The 22,466-nt window shown below is 65.1% G+C and carries 18 protein-coding genes, 1 tRNA gene and 2 riboswitches; of the genes, 12 read left to right on the top strand and 7 right to left on the bottom strand.

Annotated elements, in window-relative coordinates:
- Positions 1–26 precede the first annotated feature (26 nt).
- Positions 27–1,403, top strand: coding sequence for a hypothetical protein (locus tag ACVJ5M_RS18740; RefSeq protein ID WP_354097501.1), 1,377 nt, complete (start codon positions 27–29; stop codon positions 1,401–1,403).
- Here ACVJ5M_RS18740 and ACVJ5M_RS18735 read toward each other — a convergent pair.
- Together ACVJ5M_RS18735 and ACVJ5M_RS18730 are read right to left on the bottom strand one after the other, a co-directional pair.
- On the bottom strand, positions 1,389–2,144 hold the full coding sequence (locus tag ACVJ5M_RS18735) for an alpha/beta fold hydrolase (protein ID WP_283016932.1): 756 nt from the start codon (positions 2,142–2,144) through the stop codon (positions 1,389–1,391). The two genes, ACVJ5M_RS18740 and ACVJ5M_RS18735, sit on opposite strands and share 15 nt — an antisense overlap.
- Positions 2,145–2,182: 38 nt before the next feature.
- Positions 2,183–3,319 (bottom strand): hypothetical protein, encoded by a 1,137-nt coding sequence (locus tag ACVJ5M_RS18730; protein ID WP_354097500.1) that lies wholly within the window; start codon positions 3,317–3,319, stop codon positions 2,183–2,185.
- 330 nt (positions 3,320–3,649) lie between these two features.
- Here ACVJ5M_RS18730 and ACVJ5M_RS18725 point away from each other — a divergent pair, with 330 nt between their 5' ends.
- Together ACVJ5M_RS18725 and ACVJ5M_RS18720 are read left to right on the top strand one after the other, a co-directional pair.
- Positions 3,650–3,895 carry a zinc-finger domain-containing protein gene (locus ACVJ5M_RS18725; RefSeq protein ID WP_008562814.1) on the top strand — a complete coding sequence of 82 codons (246 nt, stop codon included), beginning with the start codon at positions 3,650–3,652 and terminating at the stop codon, positions 3,893–3,895.
- Positions 3,896–3,913: 18 nt separating this feature from the next.
- The gene (locus tag ACVJ5M_RS18720; protein ID WP_282521191.1) at positions 3,914–5,116 is read left to right on the top strand and encodes an FAD-dependent monooxygenase; all 1,203 of its coding nucleotides are present in this window, start codon (positions 3,914–3,916) and stop codon (positions 5,114–5,116) included.
- Between the two features lie 21 nt (positions 5,117–5,137).
- Here ACVJ5M_RS18720 and ACVJ5M_RS18715 read toward each other — a convergent pair whose 3' ends face one another.
- Positions 5,138–5,563, bottom strand: a complete 426-nt coding sequence (locus ACVJ5M_RS18715; RefSeq protein ID WP_354096220.1) for a twin-arginine translocation pathway signal — start codon at positions 5,561–5,563, stop codon at positions 5,138–5,140.
- Positions 5,564–5,737: 174 nt separating this feature from the next.
- On the opposite strand from ACVJ5M_RS18715, the gene ACVJ5M_RS18710 reads away from it, so the two are divergent.
- Positions 5,738–5,826 (top strand) — tRNA-Leu (locus ACVJ5M_RS18710).
- 122 nt (positions 5,827–5,948) lie between these two features.
- Here the strand turns inward: ACVJ5M_RS18710 and ACVJ5M_RS18705 are convergent.
- Together ACVJ5M_RS18705 and ACVJ5M_RS18700 are read right to left on the bottom strand one after the other, a co-directional pair.
- Positions 5,949–7,232: a hypothetical protein gene (locus ACVJ5M_RS18705; RefSeq protein ID WP_354097499.1), complete on the bottom strand. Its 1,284-nt coding sequence runs from the start codon at positions 7,230–7,232 to the stop codon at positions 5,949–5,951.
- Positions 7,233–7,484: 252 nt separating this feature from the next.
- The gene (locus tag ACVJ5M_RS18700; protein ID WP_354097498.1) at positions 7,485–8,261 is read right to left on the bottom strand and encodes a crotonase/enoyl-CoA hydratase family protein; all 777 of its coding nucleotides are present in this window, start codon (positions 8,259–8,261) and stop codon (positions 7,485–7,487) included.
- Between the two features lie 98 nt (positions 8,262–8,359).
- Between ACVJ5M_RS18700 and ACVJ5M_RS18695 the strand changes: the two genes are divergently transcribed.
- Together ACVJ5M_RS18695 and ACVJ5M_RS18690 are read left to right on the top strand one after the other, a co-directional pair.
- Positions 8,360–8,941 carry a TetR/AcrR family transcriptional regulator gene (locus ACVJ5M_RS18695; protein ID WP_354097497.1) on the top strand — a complete coding sequence of 194 codons (582 nt, stop codon included), beginning with the start codon at positions 8,360–8,362 and terminating at the stop codon, positions 8,939–8,941.
- Between the two features lie 180 nt (positions 8,942–9,121).
- Positions 9,122–10,324, top strand: coding sequence for a multidrug effflux MFS transporter (locus ACVJ5M_RS18690; RefSeq protein ID WP_404979444.1), 1,203 nt, complete (start codon positions 9,122–9,124; stop codon positions 10,322–10,324).
- A 203-nt stretch (positions 10,325–10,527) separates the two neighbouring features.
- Here ACVJ5M_RS18690 and ACVJ5M_RS18685 read toward each other — a convergent pair whose 3' ends face one another.
- Positions 10,528–12,123, bottom strand: coding sequence for a glycosyltransferase family 39 protein (locus tag ACVJ5M_RS18685; protein WP_354097496.1), 1,596 nt, complete (start codon positions 12,121–12,123; stop codon positions 10,528–10,530).
- Positions 12,124–12,352: 229 nt separating this feature from the next.
- Positions 12,353–13,963, bottom strand: a complete 1,611-nt coding sequence (locus ACVJ5M_RS18680) for an ABC transporter substrate-binding protein (protein ID WP_063982465.1) — start codon at positions 13,961–13,963, stop codon at positions 12,353–12,355.
- 267 nt (positions 13,964–14,230) lie between these two features.
- Between ACVJ5M_RS18680 and ACVJ5M_RS18675 the strand changes: the two genes are divergently transcribed.
- The 6 genes from ACVJ5M_RS18675 (at position 14,231) to ACVJ5M_RS18650 (ending at position 22,457) form a co-directional block, all read left to right on the top strand.
- Positions 14,231–15,361 (top strand): M20/M25/M40 family metallo-hydrolase, encoded by a 1,131-nt coding sequence (locus tag ACVJ5M_RS18675; protein ID WP_354097495.1) that lies wholly within the window; start codon positions 14,231–14,233, stop codon positions 15,359–15,361.
- Between the two features lie 94 nt (positions 15,362–15,455).
- A riboswitch (glycine riboswitch) is annotated at positions 15,456–15,559 on the top strand.
- A 3-nt stretch (positions 15,560–15,562) separates the two neighbouring features.
- A riboswitch (glycine riboswitch) is annotated at positions 15,563–15,677 on the top strand.
- Between the two features lie 67 nt (positions 15,678–15,744).
- Positions 15,745–17,046, top strand: a complete 1,302-nt coding sequence (locus ACVJ5M_RS18670; protein ID WP_354100268.1) for a D-amino acid dehydrogenase — start codon at positions 15,745–15,747, stop codon at positions 17,044–17,046.
- Between the two features lie 181 nt (positions 17,047–17,227).
- On the top strand, positions 17,228–18,169 hold the full coding sequence (locus ACVJ5M_RS18665) for an ABC transporter permease (protein ID WP_014494267.1): 942 nt from the start codon (positions 17,228–17,230) through the stop codon (positions 18,167–18,169).
- A gap of 18 nt (positions 18,170–18,187) precedes the next feature.
- Positions 18,188–19,075, top strand: a complete 888-nt coding sequence (locus tag ACVJ5M_RS18660; RefSeq protein ID WP_028150021.1) for an ABC transporter permease — start codon at positions 18,188–18,190, stop codon at positions 19,073–19,075.
- Between the two features lie 14 nt (positions 19,076–19,089).
- Positions 19,090–20,739 carry an ABC transporter ATP-binding protein gene (locus ACVJ5M_RS18655; RefSeq protein ID WP_063986265.1) on the top strand — a complete coding sequence of 550 codons (1,650 nt, stop codon included), beginning with the start codon at positions 19,090–19,092 and terminating at the stop codon, positions 20,737–20,739.
- Positions 20,740–20,951: 212 nt separating this feature from the next.
- Positions 20,952–22,457: a M81 family metallopeptidase gene (locus ACVJ5M_RS18650; RefSeq protein ID WP_354097493.1), complete on the top strand. Its 1,506-nt coding sequence runs from the start codon at positions 20,952–20,954 to the stop codon at positions 22,455–22,457.
- Positions 22,458–22,466: the final 9 nt, after the last annotated feature.

Genomic DNA, 22,466 nt, shown 5'->3' with positions numbered 1-22,466 from the left:
TGGTCGGGGAACACGACGGAGCGGATTTGAGCATCACCACCGATCAATTGCGCGCGGGCGCCGCGGGCTCGCTTTGGCTGCGGCTGGCGGCGGTGGGACTGCCCCTCCTCTTGATCGCGCCGGCGTTCTGGAACGGCTATCCGCTGTTGCAATGGGATACCGGCGGCTATCTGGCGCGCTGGTACGAAGGCTATCTGGTCCCGAGCCGCTCCACCGTGTTCGGCCTCTATCTGCACTACGGCGAGAGTTTCGGCTTCTGGATCAATCTCGCGGGCCAGTCGCTGGCGACGCTGTGGCTGTTGCAACTGACGCTACGCGTACTCGGGTTGATGCAGACGTCTCGCTTCGTCGCGATCAGCCTCTGCCTGATCCTGTCGACCGCGTTGCCCTGGCTCGCGAGCATGCTGCTCACGGACATCTTTGCAGGGCTCTCGATCCTGTCCGTGTTCTTGCTGGTCGTCGGCGCGAGCCGGACATCGGGCCTCGAAAAGATCTCGCTGTTCGCCTTCACCGCCTTTGCCGCCTCAACCCACAGCGCCACACTCGGCGTGCTGTTCGGTCTCTGTGCCGCCGGCTGGATGGTGCGGCCGTTCCTCGGCGCGCGCCTGCCGCTCGCCGGACTAACGCAGGCGAGCCTCACCATCGTCGCGGGCGGCCTGATGCTGGTGTCGGCAAACCATGCGCTGTCGGGCAAATGGGCCTGGACGCCCGGCGGCTATGGCGTCGCTTTCGGACGCATGATGCAGGACGGTATCGTCGCGCGCTTCCTCGACGATCACTGCCCGCGCGAGCGCTACAAGCTCTGTCCCTATCGCGACCAATTGCCGGCGACCGCCGACGAGTTCCTGTGGGGCAAGAGCATGTTCAACACGCTCGGCCGCTTCGAAGGCATGAACGACGAGATGGGCTATATCGTCGTGCATTCGCTCGCCGACTATCCGGCGTGGCAGGCCGGCGCGGCGTTGCGGGCGATGGGCCAGCAATTGCTGCATGTGGCCACCGGCGAAGGCACCAGTGTCTGGATCGGGCACACCTACGGCATCATCGAGCGCTACATCCCGGCGCAAGTCGCGCCGATGCGCGCGGCGCGGCAACAGAATCACGGCCTCGATTTCGATCACGTCAACCGGCTGCACGTTCCCGTCGCGCTGGCCTCGATGCTGGCGCTGGTCGTGTTGCTCGCGCATGCGCTGGCGAGCCGCAGGCTCGACGATCTGACGCTGCTGGCGGCAACCGTCGCGCTGGCGCTGCTCGGCAACGCCTTCATCTGCGGCGTGATCTCGGGCCCGCACGACCGCTACGGCGCACGGATGGTGTGGGTCGCGACCTTCGTGGTGCTGATGGCGCTGGCACGTCGTTTCGGTGACGACCAACCTGACGACGAGACCTCAGCCGCGGCGTGACAGGAAGTCGAGCACGCCGGTCTTGTAGACCTTGTCGCCGACCGCGCGCATGTGGTCGCGGTTGGGGATATCTAGCACTTCCGATCCCGGGATGATGGCGCCGAGCGCGCTGGCGGATCCTGCGACGTCGTCGGCGCTGCCGACCGCGATCAGCACGGGCACGTCGATGCGCGCGGCCTCTTCCTTCGTCATGAGGTCGCGGGTGCCGCGCAGGCAGGCGGCGAGCGCACGACGGTCGGAACGGGTCTGATCGGCGAAGGCGCGAAACGTGCGGCCGACCGGATCGGTGACGTCGTCGAGCGAGGGCGCCTCCAGCGCCTTCGCGACGTTCTCGCCGGGCCCGGTGCCCTCGATCAGGCCGCCGATACCGATGCCGCCGAGGATCGCCGAGCGCAGGCGCTGCGACTCGTTCAGGGAGAGCCAGGCCGTCATCCGTCCGCCCATCGAATAGCCCATCATGTCGGCCTGCGGAATCGCGAGGTGATCCATCAGCGCGAGCACGTCGCCGGCCATGGTCGGGATCGAGTACTGCTTGGGCTCGTAGAGCTTTGCGCTTTCGCCATGGCCGCGATTGTCGAGCGCGATGACACGGCGGCCGTTCTTGCGCAGTTCCGAGACCCAGGTCGGATAGACCCAGTTCACGTTCTTGCTCGAGGCAAAGCCGTGCACCAGGATGATCGGATCGCCCTCGCCTTCGTCGAGATAGGCAATTTCAACGGCGCCGTTGTGAAAGCTCGGCATCAGCAGTTCCGGAAGTCGTTGTGGGGGAGACATCGATCTTAGGCGGTAAGCGCCGCGTCCGCCAGAGCGGATTGGGCCGCCATCTGCGCGCGGCGGAACCGGCGCGCCCGTCTGCGATCACACCAGGCCTGGGTCAGGCGCTCCGTCGCCGCCTTGATCGAAGACAGCAGGCCGAACAGCGTCAGTGCCGCGCCGAACAGCCAGAGCGCCAGATCGAACATGCCGCCGACGAGCAGCAGCGCGCCGCGGCCGAGCAGCTTCATGATCGCGCGGGTCTTGCCGCCCTGCGCTTCCGCAAGCCGGGCCGCGCGCGCGACGTCCTTCGGGCCTTCGGCGATGCGCAGCGTATCCATGGCGCCGCGCGTGCCGGTCTTTTCGGCAACGCGGGTGACGTCCTTGCCGAGCCGGACCAGCGCACCGGCCTTCTCGGCACGGAAAGCGGCCTTGATCGCGCTCGCGGTCTCGCCGGGGCGGAACACCGAACCCTTGGCGACGGCGTTCTGGAGCATCGGCGTATCGACCACCTCACGCGCCGACCGGCCGGCCCATGCGGCAAGTCCCTCGCCGAGCCGTCCGACCTTGCGGGCATCCTTCACCAGCGTCAGTCCAGCGCGAACAGGCGCAGCGCCGCCAACGGAGACGTAGGTTGCGGCCGTCACGGCAAGGCCCGCGGTCGCAAGCCCCAGCACCAAGCGATCGGTGTCCTCGCCCATGGCAAGGTGCTTGCCCTCGCGCACGACGTCCCTGATGTCGCCGATCACGAAGAGATCGCCGGCGACGGTTCCGGACAGGCTCGCGACATCGTCGGCGTTGCCGGTGACGAGCCCGGTGGCGAACCGTTTGGCGAAATGCCGCGTGGAATTTTCTTCCTTGACCGCATCGCTCACGCGGTTGAGGAGGTCGTCGGGCAGCGCGACGTTGCGTTCACGCGCCAGCGCGACAAAACTGTCGGCGAGATCAGCGTCGCCGGCGGCGAGCGCGGCCTCGATATTGTCCTGAACCAGGCGGTCGTTCTGCCGCAGCAGCGCATCGAGCTTGAGTTCGGAGAGCGCCGCCGGATCGTCCTGGGCGGAGAGCAGCGCGCCGGCCTCGCGGGCATGCGGCGCTACCTGCGCGAGCATGAAGCTGCATGCCGCGATACCGGTCAACGCCGTGCTGATTCGCAGCCACTTCATGCCAAGAGTCATACCAAGAGTTGTGCCAAGAGCCTGGACGATCCCGAGATCATTGCGCCTGATGGTTCGTCTTTCGTCGCAATTCCGCTTGTCCAAAGACATAGTATGCCAAAATTGCGACACAACGTCCCCGACGAAAGAAGGGCTTCTCTCAGGCCGCAAGATTGTGTCGAATTTGCATGAGCAAATGAGCATGGGGCAATTGCGAACCTTTCGGTTCCGCTGGACTAGCAATCATCTGCACCCAACAGTATGGTCCGCGGCGCCTCAAAGATGCCGCGTCAGTGTTTGATTGTGTCTGCCGCCATTGCCACTCCAGGATGAACTACGATGTCCGACCATGTCGTCCCGCACTTCCATAACGATGCCGGTGTCCCCGTCATCGAGATCGGCTCGCAAGAGTTCATGTGCGTCGGCGCCAATCCTCCGTTCGATCATCCGCACGTCTTCCTGGACCTCGGCAACGACAACGAGATCATCTGCCCCTATTGCTCGACGCTGTACCGTTTCGCCGCCGACCTGAAGCCGGGCGAAGCCCGTCCGCCGGAATGCGTGCTGAAGGACAAGGTGGCCTGACCGCCTCTCACGGCAGGGGTGGCGCTCTCCCGAACGATTGTCATCGCCGGTGCCGGCATAGGTGGACTGACGGCCGCGCTTGCGCTCGCAGCCCGTGGCTTCCGCATCGTCGTGCTGGAAAAGGCCGAGCGGCTCGAGGAAGTCGGCGCCGGCCTGCAACTCTCCCCCAACGCCAGCCGCGTGCTGGTCGAGCTCGGCCTCACCGAGCGGCTCAAGCGAAGCGCCGTCACGCCTGAGGCGCTCTGCGTCATGAGCGCGCGGGCCGGCGGCGAACTGCTGCGCATGCCGCTCGGCGAAGCCGCTTCCGCGCGGGCCGGCGCACCCTATTGGGTGGTGCATCGCGCCGACCTGCAATCCGCGCTGGCCGGTGCGGTCTCCGACCATCCCGATATCGATCTGAAGTTAGGTGCGACCTTCGAGGATGTGGCGCCCCACGCCAAGGGGCTGACGGTCGTCCATCGCAGCGGCACGATACGCCGCAGCGATCTGGCCAGCGCACTGATCGGCGCCGACGGTATCTGGTCGACGGTACGCCAGCATCTGTTTCCCGAGGTGCAGCCGCGCTTCTCCGGCCTGATCGCCTGGCGCGGCACGCTCGATGCCACGCAACTGCCGAAGGATTTTACCGCGCGGCGGGTCCAGCTTTGGATGGGGCCGAACGCCCATCTCGTGGCTTATCCGATCGCCGGCGGGCGCCAGATCAACGTGGTCGCGGTGCTGCCGGGGACCTGGAACAGGCCCGGCTGGAGCACGCCGGGCGACCCGTTCGAGGTGATGGACGCCTTCGCGGCACCGCGCTGGCCATCGGCGGCCAGGATGATGCTCACTGCCGTCGACAATTGGCGCAAATGGGCGCTGTTCGGCGTGCCCGACGGCTGCCCCTGGAGCGAAGGACCGGTCGGCCTGCTCGGTGACGCCGTGCATGCGATGCTGCCATTCGCGGCCCAGGGCGCCGGCATGGCGATCGAGGACGCCGCCGTGCTCGCCCGGCATCTGAGCCTCGAGGCTGCCGAGAGCGCGGCCGGTATCGCGGCGGCGCTGAAGCAATATGGCCGCGCGCGGCAGGCGCGGGTACGCCGGGTGCAGCGAACGGCGCGGCAGCAGGGCCGCATCTATCATCTCGGTGGGCCGTTCGCGATCGCGCGCGATGTTGCGATCCGCGCGCTCGGCCCGGAGCGCATGCTGGCGCGGCAGGACTGGATCTACGGCTGGCGGCCGTGATGTGGGCGCAGTCGTGCCGGCTCAGCGAACGGCGCTGCCGGATCGCGGGGCGGGCTTGATGTCCGGCCGCTGCGGAGCAGAGGCCGCCGGCGTCACACCGGGCGGCGTTTCCCGGCACTTGTTGCGGCGCCATGCCTCCTCGGCAAGTTGCGACTGCCCGCGCACCGCGATGTAGTCGTTGCGATAGGCGAGCTCGGACACGACCGCGCCTCCCGCCCCGGTCTCAGCCTTCTCCATCAGCTTCTGCAACTGCTCGGTGCGGCTGGCGAGCGCCTTACGCTCAGCCTCGAGTTGCTTGCAGTCGTACAATTCGTACTTGCCGGGATCGGCAAAGGCCGGTGCGACCGTCTCGGTCATGCTGGCGCAACCGGACAGCGCCGCGCCCGCCGCGAGTAGCGCCAGAAATGCGCCCGAGTCGCGCAGGCGAGAGGAAAACGAAGCAGCCATGCCGGATGAATAGTCCCCGTGGATTGAGAATGCCTAAAGCAACAACAGATGTCCGGATTGAGGCTTTGCCTTGCGCGGCCGGCTCGCTTAAGGAAGAACCGCCCATCGGCCCGCGAAACGCGCCAATTCCAGACGGCCGGAGGTGGACTTAACTAGTTGATCTCGTTGGATCAAGCGGGCATGGCGGAATTGGTAGACGCAAGGGACTTAAAATCCCTCGGCGCGCAAGCGCTGTGCCGGTTCGACTCCGGCTGCCCGCACCATCGGAGCTGACGGGGCGAGCCTTCGCCCAAAGGCGGACGGCAGACCGATGCAGTCACGAACCCGCTGGAGCCTGCGCGGGGGCAAGGCGCCGTCCCTTTTGCGGCGGACGCGGCGGCATGCGCTATGACTGCGCGCCTTCCGTCGCCAGCCGCTTCGGCTCGGCGCGAAAGTCGAGCAGCAGGATCCAGAAACTTGTCAGCGCAATGATGAGGAGGATGAAGCTGCCCTCGAATGCCGTCCCCAGAATCGAGATCAGTGCCGGAAAGGCGAGACCGACGGCGAGGAACGCGGCAAGTGACAGGGCCGGAAGATCGACGACGAGGATCGCGGCATAAAGCGCGAGCTCGAAGAAGGCATATTCCTTGAGGCGCGGCGAGCTGAGATAGAGCGCAAACATCGCGAACACCGTGATACGCATGGCGACGCGGGGATGATCGATCAGCCAGCGATCCAGTCGCACAAGAAGCGATCCGCCTTCCTGCGCCGGCTCGCTCGTGACCACGCGCAGGATGGACAAAGCGAACGGCACCAGCACGAGCGCGAGTGCTGCGCATGCATAGGTCGCGAACGTCACCGCCTTGCTGTCACCGAGGCCGGCATGATCCATGAGGTCGCGCGCCGCCAGCAGCAGCGACGGATTGATCTCGAAGAGATCGACGAGATGCTGGTCGGGGATCTTTCCGCCCATCGCCAGCTGCCAGCTCGCGAACAGCTCGGGGTACATCAGCCGCGATATCAGGATCGGCAATGCGAAGCTGAACGCCGCAACCGCGATCAGCGTGAGCTTGCGGCCACGCGGCAGCGGCAGGAAATAGAGCGCGGCCAGCACGGGAAAGAACACCAGCTTGAACGATGTCACGAGGCCGAGCAGCGCGGCGCCGGCGAGCCGCAACGGAAAGCTGCGGCCCTCAGGCGCGCCGGACGCCGACCGAGAAAGCAGAAACCTCAGCGCAATCGCGGTCAGCACGCCGCTCAGGATCGCGAAGTTGCCAGACGCCTGCACCCATTCGAAACCGACGAACGCGCCGAGCGTGCAGAGCACCCTCAGCGCAACATCGCGCGCGCTCGGGCGCGTTCGGCCAAGACCGGGCAAGAGGAGCCCGCAGATCACGGCGAGGACAGGAAAGATGCCCTTGTAGTGATCGATCAGAAGTCCACCCGCGCACAACGGGCGGAAGACATCCAGAGTCACCGGCAGATAGGGATAAGAGAGCTTGGTGCCCTTCAGGTTCTTGACGAAATAGGGATCGAGCCCGCTGGCATACGCATCGACCGCCGCGCAATTGACGCGGGTGTCCCAGCCATATTTCATATCGAGCACGGCGTCGTTGGCGAGATTGCCGAGCACCAACAGTGTGGTCAGTGCGATCAGGCAGGCAAGCCAGAAGTTCCGCCGCGAAGCCATGTCGGCCGAGGGTTCCAACCATCGTGCTGCACCGGTGACATCGGACACAATCGGATACCTTGTTTGGCCAGGTTTATGCCGGCGCCGACGCGGCGCCAGGCCGTGCCACCATGGACAGGATGGGTTGCGGATTCATCTCCCCTGTGCGTAGCGCTCGCGCTTATGGTGAATCCCTGGTTGCCAGCCGTCCGCCTGGACGGCAGGGGGAACCGGTTCCCTATCGCCGCGACCGCCAGATCCGCCGCACCACCCCTAGCGCGAGCGGGCGGCAAGCCAGGCATCGAGCGCTTCGCGCGTGTCCCGGGTCGCCGCCATACGTGCGAACTGCTCGCTCTCGATGGCGAGACCTTCAGAGATCGAGACGTTGAGGCCCCGCGTGGCGGCGGTGATGACGCGGGCGACCGCCAGGTGCGAATGCCGCGTGATGCGGTCTGCCAGCGCGAAGGCTGCGTCCAGAAGCTGCCCGTGCGGCACGACGCGGTTGACCAAACCGATCTCATGAGCCCGCTGTGGCGAAAAGGAATCTCCTGTCAGGAGATATTCGAGCGCCCGCTTCCGACCCGCGAGCCGTGGCAGGCGCTGCGTGCCGCCGAAGGTCGGCGTGATTCCGATCGCGATCTCGGGTTTGGCGAAGCTCGCGCGCTCGCTCGCGACGGCGAGATGAACGGCTTCCGTGATCTCGCAGCCGCCGCCGAAGGCGATGCCGTTCACGGCGGCGATGATCGGCTTCGGAAACGCCTCCATGCGCGCCGTCATCGCCTGCCCGCGCAGTACGAAGGCCTTTACCGCTGCGTCCGGCCCGCATTTCACGCTCTCCGAGAACTCGGCAATGTCGGCGCCGGCCGAGAAGGCGCGGTCGCCCGCCCCGGTCAGGATCACGGCACGGATATCGGCATCGTTCTCGATACGATCGAGGATCGCCATCAGACGGTCGACGAGGGCGTAGCTCAGCGCATTGAGCTTGTTCGGGCGATTGAACGTCAGCAGCGCGACAGCGCCTCGCGTTTCGGAGAGTACGAGATCGGACAAGGGCAGGCTCCTTCCAGGTCGAATTCCAGGTCGAACAGGCGCGGAAGTCAGCCACAGCGATCTTGTCGTGTATACTCACTAGGCAGTATACATTGGCGATGTCAGGCAAAGGCGACACCACACGCGAGCAGATCGTCATCGCGGCGACGCGCCTGTTCTATGGCGAAGGCATCAGGGCGGTGAGCATGGACGCGGTCGCCGAGAAGGCCGGCGTCACCAAGAAGACGCTCTATTATCACTTCACCAGCAAGGACGAGCTCGTCGCCGAGACCATCGCGGCCAGGGACCAGCCGACGCTGGAGCTCTATATGCGCTGGTTCGCCGAGACCGAGGGCACGGTGGCCGACAAGGTCCGCGGTCTCTTCACAAGGCTCGGACGCTCCGTGGATACGCCCCGATGGCGCGGCTGCGGATTCCTGCGCACCATTGCCGAGCTCGCAAACACGCCGGCACATCCCGCGGTCAAGGCCGGCGCGGCGCACAAGAAGCGTTTTGAAGCGTGGCTCGAAACCGTATTGCGCGGGCATGGCGTTGCCGGTGCAGCGGCGCTCGCGCGCCAGCTCGTGATCCTGCTCGACGGCGCCACTACCGTGATGCTGATCCATCGCGATCTCGACTATGTCGACACCGCGGGACGATTGGCGCTCGGCCTGGTCGAGCAGGCTGGTAGCGCACGATGATGGACGAGGCAGCCCTCCCCGGGCCCGGCGACATCACCAATTCTTGTGCACCCGCCTGTCAGCCATCCCGAAACATGGGTTGTGCGACGCAGCATAACCGATCAAAAAGCCTCTGATTTTCAGAGGTGAGCTTTGTCCGACGTCAATGCCGACGATTGGGTGTCCTCGGGACACCGGCCTATGGGTTTTCCAGAATTCGTCATCGTGATCGCGTCCATCATGGCGCTGAATCCGCTTGCGATGGACATGATGCTGCCGGCGCTGCCCAACATCGGGGCAGCCTTCGCCATTCCCAACGCCAACCATCTTCAGCTGGTGCTCTCGACCTTCCTGATCGGCTTCGGTGCCGGGCAGTTCGTCATGGGCCCGTTGTCGGACCGCTTCGGCCGCCGCCCGGTGCTGCTCGGCGGCATGGCGGTCTATGCGGTGGCAAGCGTGCTGGCGGTCGCCGCGCCCTCGTTCGAGACGCTGCTGCTGGCGCGCGCGCTGCAAGGGCTCGGCACGTCGGCGACGCGCGTGATCGCGACCTCGATCGTGCGCGACTGCTATGTCGGCCGACGGATGGCGAGCGTGATGTCGCTCGCCATGATGGTGTTCATCGCGGTGCCGGTGATTGCGCCCTCGTTCGGGCAGGCGGTGCTGCTGGTCACGCAATGGCGCGGCATCTTCGTCGTACTGATGCTCTACGGACTGCTCGCGCTCGCATGGAGCGTGCTGCGGCTGCCCGAAACCCTTCCGGAGTCCGAGCGCAGATCGCTGGCGCCCGCAGACGTGCTCTCGGCGTTCCGGCAGACCGTGACCAACCGCCAGACCATCGGCTATGCGACGGCCGCCGGCAGCGTGATAGGCGCGCTCTTTGCCTATGTCTTCTCGGCGCAGCAGGTCTTCACCGGCGTCTATCATCTCGGCCATTATTTCCCGATTGCCTTCGCCGCGATCGCGGCCGGCACCGCGATCGCCGGCTTCCTCAATGCGAAGCTGGTCGGACGGCTCGGCATGCGCGTGATCTCGCACGGCGCGCTGACGCTCTACACCGCGGTTGCGGGCGTGATGCTGCTGACGGAAAGCCTCGGCATGCTGCCGCTCTCCTTGTTCATGGTGCTGTCCGCCCTGATGATGTTCTCGTTCGGCATGATGGTCGCGAACTTCACCGCACTGGCCATGGAGCCGCAGGGCCACATCGCCGGCACCGCCTCCTCGCTCTACGGCTCGATCACGACGCTGATCGGCATCGTCGTCGGCATGGCGATCGGGCAGAGTTTCGACGGCACGCTGCTGCCGTTCTCGGTCGGCTTCTTCCTGTCGACGCTGGCGGCGCTTGCGATCGTGCTGGTGGTGGAAAAGGGACGGCTGTTCAAGCCGCATCATCGTCCCATCGCATGAGGAACTTCCCGGCCGCATCGATGTTGTACTGCAGCAATTCGAAAGGCCGCCTCATGGAACCGGAACATCGCGAAGACAACACCACCCCGGATCGGGCGGAAACGGAACGCTCGACGTCGGGCGCCGACCGAACTGCGTTCACTCCCCCCTTCGCGAGCGAAGGCCTCGAGCGAATCCGCGACAGCCACTGCTGAGCGCAAAGCCTAGTCCGTCGGGCGCCTGCTGGCGCTGAAGTCCTGCGCGGCGCTCTCGGGCGTCGCGCTGCTCGTTCGCGGTGGCACGATCAGCACGACCACGTCTCGAGTCAGGCCGGGCCTGCCCCATAGCGTCGCCTGCACGGTGAACTGGCGCTTGACGAAATGCTCGGCGCGCGCGGACACGGACTCCATCCACCTGCCGCAATAATCCTGGCCGCTGAAACAGAGCGCGGCCCAGCCGCGATCCAATGTCGTCCTTCGCGGCATGCCCCACGTGTACTGAAATTCGAACGGCCGCGCGTAATACGGATGGTCCGGACTGTAGAACGCAGTCGCAAAGGCCAGCGAATCGTCGCCACTGACGGCGCTGAGCGGTTCCCCGGTCAGCTCGTGCCATTCCCGGGTGATCTCATTGGCTACCTGCGCGTAGAAATTCCGGCCCTCTTCGTAGCCGTGATTGTTGCGATAGACGGCGTGAATCGGGGCGGCGACGAAGACAGCGGCGAGCCCAACGATCGCGGTGATGACCGCGACATTGACGGTGTAGAATCTTTCGATCGGGTAGCGCGTGCCGCAAACGATCAGCACGACGAACAGGAACAGCCCTTGCAACGCCCATAGCGACGGCAGATCGGTGCCCATCGCCAGCGACGTCAGGACCGGCAGTACGATCGTGCCGATCGCAACGTAAAAAAGAAGCCGCAGGCCGGAACTCATCGCGGCGAAGTCGGCAGCAAATTGTTTCAGCCGTGTGCCGGCGATGATCACCCAGAAGACGGCCGATACGCTGATGGCCGCCACGAGTCCGAGCAGGAAGTTCTGCACCTCGCCGAGTGAGCTCACGAAGTTGCCGTTGGCGTGCGCCATCGCGTAGGTGAAGGCCGACGCCCCCGTCGTCGCGAGCCAGTAGATGTGCGGCGACAACACCGCGAGCCCGACCACGACCGATATCCACGGCGAAGCGGACGTGAAATAGGCGCGGCGCGCGGGATGAGCCAGCGCGGCAAATGCAAAGCTCGCCACCAGGAAGACCGAATAATATTTGCCGACCATCGCCAGCGCCGTCGCGCATCCTACGGCGACCGCCCAGGCCGCGCTGCGGGTCTCGAACGCGCGCAGAAAAGACCAGGTCGCGAGCGGCCAGAGCGCAAGCAGCACCGCATTGGCGTTGAAGCGCTGGGCGTGGAATTGATAGGCCGGCGTCAGCATCAGGAGCAGCAGCACCAGGATGCGTTTGTGCCCGGTCACGAACTGCCGTGCGATCCGGTCGACGAAAAACAGGGCGAGCCCGGCATTGGCCATCGCCATCAATTGCAGCGACCAGTCGCTGAGCGGGAAGACGGCGGTCCACACCGCCGTAACCCAGCCCATCAGCGGCGGATGCTTGTGGTAGCCCCACGCGAAACGGCGCCCGAGCGTCCAGGCCTCGAGGGTATCAGGGTGCAGGCCGCTGCCGGCATAGGCGACGGCCAGATAGATCGTCCAGAGCGCGACAAAGCACACAATGAGAAGCGGAACGGCCCAACCCGTCTCGACGCCGTCGAGCCAGCGCAGGAAAGGCCGCCGCCATCGCGCCGGCGCGCGATCGGACCGCTCGGCCATCGCCCGAAATGAAAAATCAATCGACACGGGACTCAAATGCAGGAAGGAAGTGATGTGCGAACTGCGCACATCTATTTCAAGTCAGAAACAAATAGCAATGATTGGACACTGGAAGAGTTAAAAGCTGACGCGAGGCTGACAAACGAAAACGGCGCCGCTGATGACAGCGACGCCGCGTAACGCTCGGACCGAAGGTGCGAGATGCACCTTCCCTTACCTGGACTTGGCCTTACTCGGTCTTGTCGATGTTCCAGAACACCGGCGTCGCTGGGCCGTCGAGCACGCCGGTGAGCGACTTCCGCCACGCGCTCGGCGCCAGATACTGGCCGAGCGGCACGTAGATCACCTGGTCATAGGCTTCCTTCTGGATCTCGGTCGCGATCTTCTTCTGATCGTCGAGCGAGGCGGCGCGGACGAAATCGTCCTTGAGCTTCTCGATCTTGGCGTTTTCCGCCCAGCCGAACCAGCCCTTCTTGCCCTGGCCGCCGATCGACAGATTGGCGATCGGGTTGGACACGTCGGCGCTGACCCAGTTGGTGAAGAACATGTTCCAGCCGCCCTCCTTCGGAGGCTTCTGGCTGGCGCGCCGGCTGACCACCGTCTGCCAGTCGGTCGCCTGCGCGTCGACCTTGAAGCCGGCCTCGCGGAGCAACTGCACCGCGACCGTCGGCTGCGCCTTCAGCGTCACGACGTCGCCGGGCACCATGACCACGACGGGCGTGCCGTCATAGCCGGACTCGGCGAGCGCCTTCTTGGCTTCCGCCATGCCGTTGCCCTTGACCAGCGATTCCGAGCCGACGTCGGTCGCGAACGGCGTATCGCAGATGAAGAACGCACCGCAGATCTTGTAGTATTTGGGATTGCCGACGAGCGCGTCGAGCACGTCCTTCTGGTTCATCGCCAGAAGTGCGGCACGGCGGATCTTCGGATTGTCGAAGGGCGGATAGAGGAAGTTCATGCGCCCAAGGGTCTGGTAGCCGAACTTGTTCAGCGTCTCGGTCTTGAGGTCGGCATTGCCTTCAAGGACGGGCAGCAGATCCCACGGCGGCACTTCCATGAAGTCGATGTCGCCCGATTGCAGCGCGTTCACTGCGGTCTGCGCATCCGGCATGGTGATCCATTCGACGCGATCAACCTTGACCACCTTGCCTCCGGCAGTCCAGCTCGACGCCTCCTTGCGCGGCACGTAGTCGGTGTTCTTGACGTATACCGCCTTCACGCCGGGCTGGAATTCACCCTGCACGAACTTGAACGGACCCGAGCCGATCTGCTCGGGGATCTGCTTGTCCGGCGGCGTTTCGGCGAGACGCTTCGGCATCATGAAGGCGACGCGCGAGGACGGCTTGCCGATGGATTCGAGCACGAGGCCGTAGGGCTCCTTCAGCTTCAGCGTGATCGTCTTGGGGTCGGTCGCCTCGATGCTCGCAGTAAACTGCATCATCTGCTGGCCCATGCCGTCGACCGCGGCCCAGCGCTTCAGCGAAGCGGCGCAGTCTTCCGCCGTCACCGGCGTACCGTCGTGCCACTTCAGGCCGTCGCGCAGCGTGAAGGTGTAGGTGAGCTTGTCGTCGGAGATCTTCCAGTCCGCCATCTGCGGCTGGATCTTGAAATTCGAGTCCGTCGCGATCAGCGTGTCGTAGACCATGTAGCCATGGTCACGCGTGATGTAGGCGGTGGTGAAAATCGGATCGATGATGCGCAGATCCGAATGCATCACCGCGGTGATGGTCTTGCTGGCGGCGGCAAGTACCGGCGAGGCCATCGCCGTCGAAAGCGCAACGACCGATAGCGCAAGTGTGGAGGCGAACGCGCGACGCCCCCGGCGCATCAAGCTCAACATAAAAGTTTCTCCTGACGTGAAACTGTTCAAAGGCAGGTTATTGGTTGAGCATTCGGTTCGTTCTTTAGGCGAACTAACCTCATGCGATGCCTTTGTCTTTCGAGACTTGCAGACAGTGTTGAGCGCGTCAATCCGGTTTCGCTGCAGCCCCAAGCGGCGCGCCCACGGGCTCCACAAAGATCGGTTTGGCTCTACAACGCTTTCCGCCAGTCCCGTCCGCGCCAATGCAATGCGCGTTCCATCTTTCGAAGCTTGAGAGACATTAAGATGAATCCAGCCAATCTTCCCTTCGATTCCGAGGCGATGCTCGAGGGCCTGCGCACCTGGGTAGAATGCGAGAGCCCGACCTGGGACGCGGGTGCCGTCAACCGCATGCTCGATATCGCAGCGCGGGATATGGCGATCATGGGTGCGACGATCGAACGCATCGGCGGTCGACAGGGCTTCGGCGGCGTGATCCGCGCGCGCTTCCCGCATCCGAAACAGGGCGAGCCGGGCATCCTGATCGCCGGCCACATGGATACCGTCCACCCGGTCGGCACCATCGAGAAGCTGAAATGGCGGCGCGAGGGCGACAAGTGCTACGGCCCCGGCATCTACGACATGAAGGGCGGCAACTATCTCTCGCTGGAAGCGATCCGGCAGCTGGCACGTGCGTCCTTCACCACGCCGCTGCCGATCACCGTGCTGTTTACGCCCGACGAGGAAGTCGGCACGCCCTCGACGCGCGACATCATCGAGGCGGAGGCTGCGCGCAACAAATATGTGCTGGTGCCCGAACCGGGCCGCGCCGACAACGGTGTCACCACCGGACGTTACGCCATCGCGCGTTTCAATCTGGAAGCGACGGGCCGGCCGAGCCATGCCGGCGCAACATTGTCGGCCGGACGCTCGGCGATCCGCGAGATGGCGCGGCAGATCCTCGCCATCGACGCGATGACGACGGAGGACTGCACCTTCTCGGTCGGCGTCGTGCATGGCGGACAATGGGTCAATTGCGTTGCCACGACCGCCACCGGCGAGGCGCTGTCCATGGCCAAGCGCCAGGCCGATCTCGATCGCGGCGTCGAGCGGATGCTGGCGCTGTCGGGCACGACCAATGATGTCACGTTCAAGGTGACGCGCGGCGTCACGCGCCCCGTATGGGAGCCCGATGCCGGCACCATGGCACTTTATGAAAAGGCGCGCGGCATCGCCAAATCGCTCGGCACTGAGCTGCCGCATGCGAGCTCTGGCGGCGGCTCCGACGGCAACTTTACCGGCGCGATGGGCATCCCGACGCTCGACGGCCTCGGCGTGCGCGGCGGCAACGGCCACACGCTCGAGGAGTTCATCGAGGTCGAGAGCCTGGTTGAACGCGGGCGCCTGATGGCCGGCTTGCTGGCGACGCTCGACTGACGACGCAGCCTTCGCACTGCACAATGCGTTGGCAGTCGCGGTTTAAATTTAGCCTTGTCTAAAAATGAGGCGCATCGTACTGCTCGATTGTCCACGCGACGATGCGGGAGAGATCGCAACGAGAGTTCAGGCTTTCGTTGCGGCGCCGACGGAGCAACCGCCCCGGAAACTCTCAGGCAAAAGGACCGTATCGTCAGGACGATCTGGAGAGAGGCGGCACGGCCAATGTGGTCGTGACGTCCACCGAAGGGGATAGTCCGGAGCTGACCTCGCCGAGGTCCGCGCCGGATCAAGCTCTCAGGTAACCGTGACAGATGGGGCGCCGCCAACGGCCTTTGGCCGGCGGTTAGCCGACTCTAACTCACGGGAGCCCCGAACCTGCCATGACCCATATCGCCATCATCGGCGCCGGCATCACCGGCGTAACGACCGCCTATGCCCTGCTCGAACGCGGATACAAGGTGACGGTGCTCGACAAGCACCGCTACGCCGCGATGGAGACGTCCTTCGCCAATGGCGGACAGCTCTCCGCCAGCAATGCCGAAGTCTGGAACAGCACCGCCACGATCCTGAAAGGCCTGCGCTGGATGTTCCGGCGTGATGCGCCGCTGCTGATGAACCCGCGGCCGAACTGGCACAAATATTCGTGGATGAGCGAGTTCGTCGCCAATATCGGTAACTACCGCGCCAACACGGTTCAGACCACGCGGCTCGCGATCGAAGCCCGCAAGCATCTGTTCGAGATCGCGGAGCGCGAAGGCATCGACTTCGATCTCGAACGCCGCGGCATCCTGCACATCTATCACGACAAGAGGGGTTTTGAATCCGGCCTGCAGGTCAATGCGCTGCTGAAGGAAGGCGGGCTCGATCGCCGCCCGGTGACGCCGGAGGAGATCCGCGCCATCGAGCCGACGCTGCGCAAGGACTATTTTGGCGGCTTCTACACGCCGTCGGATGCGACCGGCGATATCCACAAGTTCACGCGCGGACTTGCGGAAGCCTGCAAGCGGCGCGGCGCGACCTTTATCCACGAAGCCAACATCGATTCCATTGCCCAGGCAGGTGGCGGCTTTGTCATCGGCTGGGCTGATCTTTCGGCCAGTGATGCTGTCGCATCCGCGCGCGGCATGCTGAAGGCGGATGGCGTCGTGGTCTGCGCCGGTGTGGCCAGCCGCCACTTCGCCGCCCTCCTCGACGAGCGCGTCAACGTCTATCCGGTGAAGGGCTATTCGATCACCGTTCAGCTCGACACTGCCGCAAGCCGCAATGCGACGCCGACCGTGAGCCTGCTCGACGAAGCCGCCAAGATCGTCACCAGCCGGCTCGGCGCCGATCGTTTCCGCGTCGCAGGCACCGCCGAATTCAACGACTTCAACCGCGACATCCGCGCCGACCGCGTGCAGCCGCTGGTCGACTGGGTGCGCAGCAACTTCCCCGGCGTCGAAACGTCCAAGGTCGTGCCTTGGGCCGGGCTGCGGCCGATGATGCCGAACATGATGCCCGTGGTGCGCGCAGGACGGATGCCGGGCGTGTTCTTCAACACCGGTCACGGCCATCTCGGCTGGACCTTGTCGGCGGCGACCGCGCAGATGATTGCCGGGACCATCGACGGCTGGCGCGGGCTCAACGCACCGCCGACCGCACCCTCACTCAGGGTTGAGCGCGAGTTCCGCCATGCATCCTGAGTGGCCGATATCGGAGGCTCGGCGGCCTCTTGCGACCGCCCTGCCCTTGGCACACAATTTGCCCCGAAAGGTCGGCTTCTCCGGCCGGCTTTCCAGCCCGAGTGACAGGCGTGCATGATAGACAGAACCGATTCCACAGGGGCCTCTCGGCCCCACAAGTTCCGCAGCCGGAGATAGGTGCATGCTAGGTTATCTCATTCGCCGCGTTCTGGCCGCGGTGCCCGTGATGGGCGTCGTCGCGCTGTTCGTCTTCCTGCTGCTGCGGCTGACGCCGGGCGATCCCGCCGCCATTCTCGCCGGCGATAACGCCACGCCGGAACGGCTGGAACGCATCCGCGACTCGCTCGGCCTCAACGAACCGCTGATCGTGCAATTCATCACCTGGGTGAACAAGCTGCTGCACGGCGATCTCGGAACGTCGCTGATCTCCAACCTGCCAGTCATGAAGATGATCAGCCAGCGCGTCGAGCCGTCGATTTCGATCGCGCTCTCGACGATCATTCTCGCCGTGATCGTCGCCGTGCCGCTCGGCGTCATCGCGGCGTGGAAGCACGGCACCTGGATCGACCGTTTCGTGATGGGCCTCTCCGTGCTCGGCTTCTCCGTGCCGGTGTTCGTGGTCGGCTATCTCCTGATCGAGGTCTTCGCGATCGACCTGCGCTGGGTGCCGGTGCAGGGCTTCCGCAGCATCTTCAACGGCTTTGGACCGTTCTTCGAGCGCATCATCCTGCCGACCTGCGCGCTCTCGTTCATCTACATCGCGCTGATCGCGCGCATGACGCGTGCGGCGATGCTCGACGTGCTCGGTGAGGACTACGTCCGCACCGCCCGCGCCAAGGGCATCAACGAGGTCGCCGTGATGATGCGCCATGCGCTGCGCAATGCCGCGGTGCCCGTCATCACCGTAATCGGCACCGGCTTTGCGCTGCTGATTTCCGGCGTCGTCGTCACCGAGAGCGTGTTCAACATCCCCGGCATCGGCCGCCTCACGGTAGACGCTGTGCTGGCGCGCGACTATCCGGTCATCCAGGCGATGATCCTGCTGACGTCGCTGATCTATGTCGTCGTCAATCTCCTGATCGACGTCGCCTATACGCTGCTCGATCCCCGGATCCGGTACTGAGGCAAGGATACCAACAATATGTCCGTCGATAGCCTCCCCCAGTCGTCCATTCCGATCACGTCGCCACTGCGGCCGCGTTTCGGATTCCTCACCTCGACGCCGATCATTGCGGCGGCCACGATCCTGCTCGCGCTGATCGTGCTGGTCTCGATCCTGGCGCCGCTGATCGCGCCGCACGATCCGGTCCAGCTTGCGCCCTCGCAGCGGCTGAAGCCGGCCTCGGCGCAGTTCCTGCTCGGCACCGACGCCTATGGCCGTGACCTCTTGTCGCGCGTCATCTATGGCGGCCGCATCTCGCTCCTGATCGGCATCGGCTCGGCGATCCTGTCGATCGTCATCGGCCTTGCGATCGGCCTCGTCTCCGGCTTCTTCAAGCTGGTCGATGCCGTCCTGATGCGCGTCATGGACGGCCTCATGGCGATGCCGAGCATCCTGCTCGCGATCGCCGTGGTGTCGCTGTCCGGCGCCAGCATCTGGACCGTGCTGGTCGCGATCACCATCCCCGAAATACCGCGCGTGGCACGCCTGGTACGCTCGGTCGTGCTGTCCGCGCGCGAGGAGCCTTACGTCGAGGCTGCGATCTCGGTCGGCTCCAGCCTGCCGAAGATCATGTGGCGCCATCTGATGCCGAACACGATCGCGCCGCTGATCGTCCAGGGCACCTATGTCTGCGCTTCCGCGATCCTGACCGAGGCCATCCTCTCCTTCCTCGGCGCCGGCATCTCGCCGGAGACGCCGACTTGGGGCAACATCATGGCCGAGGGCCGTCAGTATTTTCAGCTCAAGCCGACGCTGATCTTCTGGCCGGGCCTGCTGCTTTCGATCGCCATCCTCAGCATCAATCTGATCGGCGACGCCGCCCGCGACGCCCTCGATCCCCGCATGAAGCAGCGGGAGGGCAAGTGATGACGGATCAAGTGATGACCAACCCAGTTCTCGACATCAACAACCTCGTCGTCTCCATCGGCAAGAAGCCGAAGGGCGCAAACATCATCGACGGGATCTCGATCCAGGTGCATAAGGGCGAGACACTGTGTCTCGTCGGCGAAAGCGGCTCGGGCAAGTCGGTGACCTCGCTCACCACGATGGGCCTGCTGCCGAAGGGCACGCTGGTTCCGACCGGCGGCAGCGTCAAGCTGGTCGGCGAAGAGATTCTCACCGCGACCGATCGCCGCCTGCGCCAGCTCCGCGCGACGCAGATGGCGATGATCTTCCAGGAGCCGATGACCGCGCTCAATCCGGTGGTGCCGGTCGGCCGTCAGATCGACGAGGTCCTGCGCGCCCACACCGATCTCGACGCCAAGGCGCGGAAGAAGCGCATTCTCGACATGATGGAGCAGGTCCGCCTGCCCCAGGTCGAGCGTATCTTCGCCTCCTATCCGCATCGCCTGTCCGGCGGCCAGCGCCAGCGCATCATGATCGCGATGGCGCTGGTGCTGGAGCCGAAGCTGCTGATCGCCGACGAGCCGACCACCGCGCTCGACGTCACCACGCAGAAGCAGATCCTGACGCTGATCCGCGACCTCCAGCGCGATCACGGCACCGCCGTCCTGTTCATCACCCACGACATGGGCGTGGTCGCCGAGATCGCCGACCGCGTCGCCGTGATGCGGCAGGGCCGGCTGGTCGAGACCGGTCCGCTCGAGACCGTGCTGCGCAACCCGACCATGGAGTACACCCGCAATTTGCTTTCTGCGGTGCCGAGCCTGGTGCCGCGCGCGGCGCGGCCCGAGACCAAGGAGCCGGTGGTGCTGGAGGCCAACGAGCTCGGCAAGGTCTATAAGGAGCGCGCCTTCTTCGGCAAAGGCCGCGAGGTCGTCGCCGCCGACAAGGTCACGCTGACGCTGCGCAAGGGCCGCACGCTCGGCATCGTCGGCGAGAGCGGCTCGGGCAAGTCCACCGTCGCGCGGTGCATCGTGCGCCTGATCGATCCGACCTCCGGCGGCGTGCGTCTCGCCGGCCGCGAGATCGCCGACATCTCGCGCCGCCTGCTCCAGCCGCACCGGCAGAAGATCCAGATCGTGTTCCAGGATCCCTATCGCTCGCTCAACCCGCGCATTACCGTCGGCGAGAGCATCGCGGAAGGCCCGATCAATTACGGCACCTCGCATGCCGATGCGATGAAGCGGGCGCGCGAACTGCTCGAGCTCGTTGGCCTGCCCGCGGACGCAGTGACGCGCTATCCGCACCAGTTCTCCGGCGGCCAGCGCCAGCGCATCGCCATTGCGCGTGCGCTCGCGCTCGACCCCGACGTGCTGGTCGCGGACGAAGCGGTCTCGGCACTCGACGTCTCGGTTCAGGCGCAGGTGCTGGAACTGCTCGACGAGATCCAGAACCGGCTCGGCATCGCCATCCTGTTCATTACCCACGATCTGCGCGTCGCAGCCCAGATCTGCGACGAGGTCGTGGTGATGCAGCACGGCCGTGTCGTCGAACAGGGCCTGGCCGCCGAGGTGCTGACGCATCCGAAGGAAGCCTACACCAGGGCGCTGCTGGAGGCCGCACCGGGCCGTGGCTGGGATTTTGCGAACTTCAGGCCGGTGTCGGAAGGCGTCGCGGCTACGGCTTAGGTTTGTCCACTCGTCATTGCGAGCGGAGCGAAGCAATCCAGAGTCCTCTGCGGAGACGGTCTGGATTGCTTCGCTTCACTCGCAATGACGGGTAGCGACCATCATCATTCGAAAATGACTTAAAGCCATGCGCGGCGGCATGGGCTCCTCGCTTGCCCCCGCCTCGAAGCCAAGGCTAACGTCGCGCACTTTCAAACGCTGGACCAGAATTAATGACACGTATCGCCGTCGGCGGCTTCCTCCACGAGACCAACACGTTCGCCCCGACGAAGGCGACTTTCGCGGACTTCCAGCATGGCGGCGGCTGGCCGGCCATGACGGAAGGCGCCGACGTATTGAAGGTGATGCGCCGCATCAATGTCGGTCTCGCCGGCTTCGTCGACTGCGCCGAAGCGAATGGCTGGAACCTCATTCCGACGATCGCCTGCGGCGCAAGTCCGTCGGCGCATGTCACCAGGGACGCCTTCGAGCGTATCGTGAAGGTGATGGTCGACGGTATCGCCGCCGCCGGCCCGCTCGATGCGGTCTATCTCGATCTGCATGGCGCGATGGTGACCGAGCATCTCGACGACGGCGAAGGCGAGATTTTGGCGCGCGTGCGCCGCGTCATCGGCAAGGACGTTCCGCTGGTTGCCAGCCTCGACCTGCACGCCAACGTCACGCCCGAGATGATGGAACACGCGGACGCGCTGATCGCCTACCGCACCTATCCGCATGTCGACATGGCCGAGACCGGCCGCGCCTCCGCAAGGCACCTCGCCCTGCTGCTGCAGACCAGCCAGCGCTTTGCAAAGTCGTTTCGCCAATTGCCGTTCCTGATCGCGATCAGCTGGCAATGCACCAATGACTTTCCCACCAAGGGCATCTACGAAAAACTTGCCGCGCTCGAGAGCGACGCCGTTCCGACGCTGTCCTTCGCGCCCGGCTTCCCCGCCGCAGACTTCCGCGACTGCGGCCCGAGCGTGTTCGCCTATGGCAAGACGCAGGCCGATGCCGACCGCGCGGCCGATGCGATCGTCAAACTGATCGAAAGCCACGAGGACGATTTCGACGGCAAGATCTGGTCGCCCGACGACGGCGTGCGCCATGCGATGGAACTCGCCAAGGGCGCGAGCAAGCCGATCATCATCGCCGATACCCAGGACAATCCCGGCGCCGGCGGCGATTCCGACACCACCGGCATGCTGCGCGCGCTGGTACGCAACAAAGCGAGCGCCGCGACCGGCGCGATCTACGACCCGGTCTCGGCCAAGGCCGCGCATGAAGCCGGCGTCGGCGCCACCGTGACGCTGTCGCTCGGCGGCAAGTCCGGCATTCCCGGCGACGAGCCCTATCGCGAAACCTTCATCGTCGAAAAGCTCTCCGATGGCCGCTTCATCGCGCCCGGCCCCTACTACGGTGGCCGCGAGATGGAGATGGGTCCCTCCGCGTGCCTGCGCATCGGTGACGTCCGCGTCGTCGTCTCCTCGCACAAGGCGCAGCTCGCCGATCAGGCGATGTACCGCTATGTCGGCATCGAGCCGACCGCGCAGAAGATTCTGGTCAACAAGAGCTCGGTGCACTTCCGCGCCGATTTCGAGCCGATCGCGGAAAAGCTGATGATCTGCGCCGCGCCCGGCGCGATGCCGGCCGACACAGCCACCCTGCCCTGGACGCGCCTGCGGCCGGGCATCCGCATCAAGCCGAACGGCCCCGTTTTCACGCCCCCATCACGCTAACCGGACAGG

Source organism: Bradyrhizobium sp. S3.7.6 (genome assembly GCF_054061875.1).
The sequence above is the reverse complement of the archived record's forward strand: the minus strand, read 5'-3'. Positions and strand labels throughout refer to the sequence as shown.

What these genes read in the sequence shown, in the direction of transcription:
- ACVJ5M_RS18735 (WP_283016932.1), bottom strand. Translation starts at nt 2,144, where the DNA reads ATGCCGAGCTTTCACAACGGCGCCGTTGAAATTGCCTATCTCGACGAA.
- ACVJ5M_RS18730 (WP_354097500.1), bottom strand. Translation starts at nt 3,319, where the DNA reads ATGAAGTGGCTGCGAATCAGCACGGCGTTGACCGGTATCGCGGCATGC.
- ACVJ5M_RS18725 (WP_008562814.1), top strand. Translation starts at nt 3,650, where the DNA reads ATGTCCGACCATGTCGTCCCGCACTTCCATAACGATGCCGGTGTCCCC.
- ACVJ5M_RS18715 (WP_354096220.1), bottom strand. Translation starts at nt 5,563, where the DNA reads ATGGCTGCTTCGTTTTCCTCTCGCCTGCGCGACTCGGGCGCATTTCTG.
- ACVJ5M_RS18705 (WP_354097499.1), bottom strand. Translation starts at nt 7,232, where the DNA reads ATGGCTTCGCGGCGGAACTTCTGGCTTGCCTGCCTGATCGCACTGACC.
- ACVJ5M_RS18695 (WP_354097497.1), top strand. Translation starts at nt 8,360, where the DNA reads ATGTCAGGCAAAGGCGACACCACACGCGAGCAGATCGTCATCGCGGCG.
- ACVJ5M_RS18690 (WP_404979444.1), top strand. Translation starts at nt 9,122, where the DNA reads ATGGGTTTTCCAGAATTCGTCATCGTGATCGCGTCCATCATGGCGCTG.
- ACVJ5M_RS18685 (WP_354097496.1), bottom strand. Translation starts at nt 12,123, where the DNA reads ATGGCCGAGCGGTCCGATCGCGCGCCGGCGCGATGGCGGCGGCCTTTC.
- ACVJ5M_RS18680 (WP_063982465.1), bottom strand. Translation starts at nt 13,963, where the DNA reads ATGTTGAGCTTGATGCGCCGGGGGCGTCGCGCGTTCGCCTCCACACTT.
- ACVJ5M_RS18675 (WP_354097495.1), top strand. Translation starts at nt 14,231, where the DNA reads ATGAATCCAGCCAATCTTCCCTTCGATTCCGAGGCGATGCTCGAGGGC.
- ACVJ5M_RS18670 (WP_354100268.1), top strand. Translation starts at nt 15,745, where the DNA reads ATGACCCATATCGCCATCATCGGCGCCGGCATCACCGGCGTAACGACC.
- ACVJ5M_RS18665 (WP_014494267.1), top strand. Translation starts at nt 17,228, where the DNA reads ATGCTAGGTTATCTCATTCGCCGCGTTCTGGCCGCGGTGCCCGTGATG.
- ACVJ5M_RS18660 (WP_028150021.1), top strand. Translation starts at nt 18,188, where the DNA reads ATGTCCGTCGATAGCCTCCCCCAGTCGTCCATTCCGATCACGTCGCCA.
- ACVJ5M_RS18655 (WP_063986265.1), top strand. Translation starts at nt 19,090, where the DNA reads ATGACCAACCCAGTTCTCGACATCAACAACCTCGTCGTCTCCATCGGC.
- ACVJ5M_RS18650 (WP_354097493.1), top strand. Translation starts at nt 20,952, where the DNA reads ATGACACGTATCGCCGTCGGCGGCTTCCTCCACGAGACCAACACGTTC.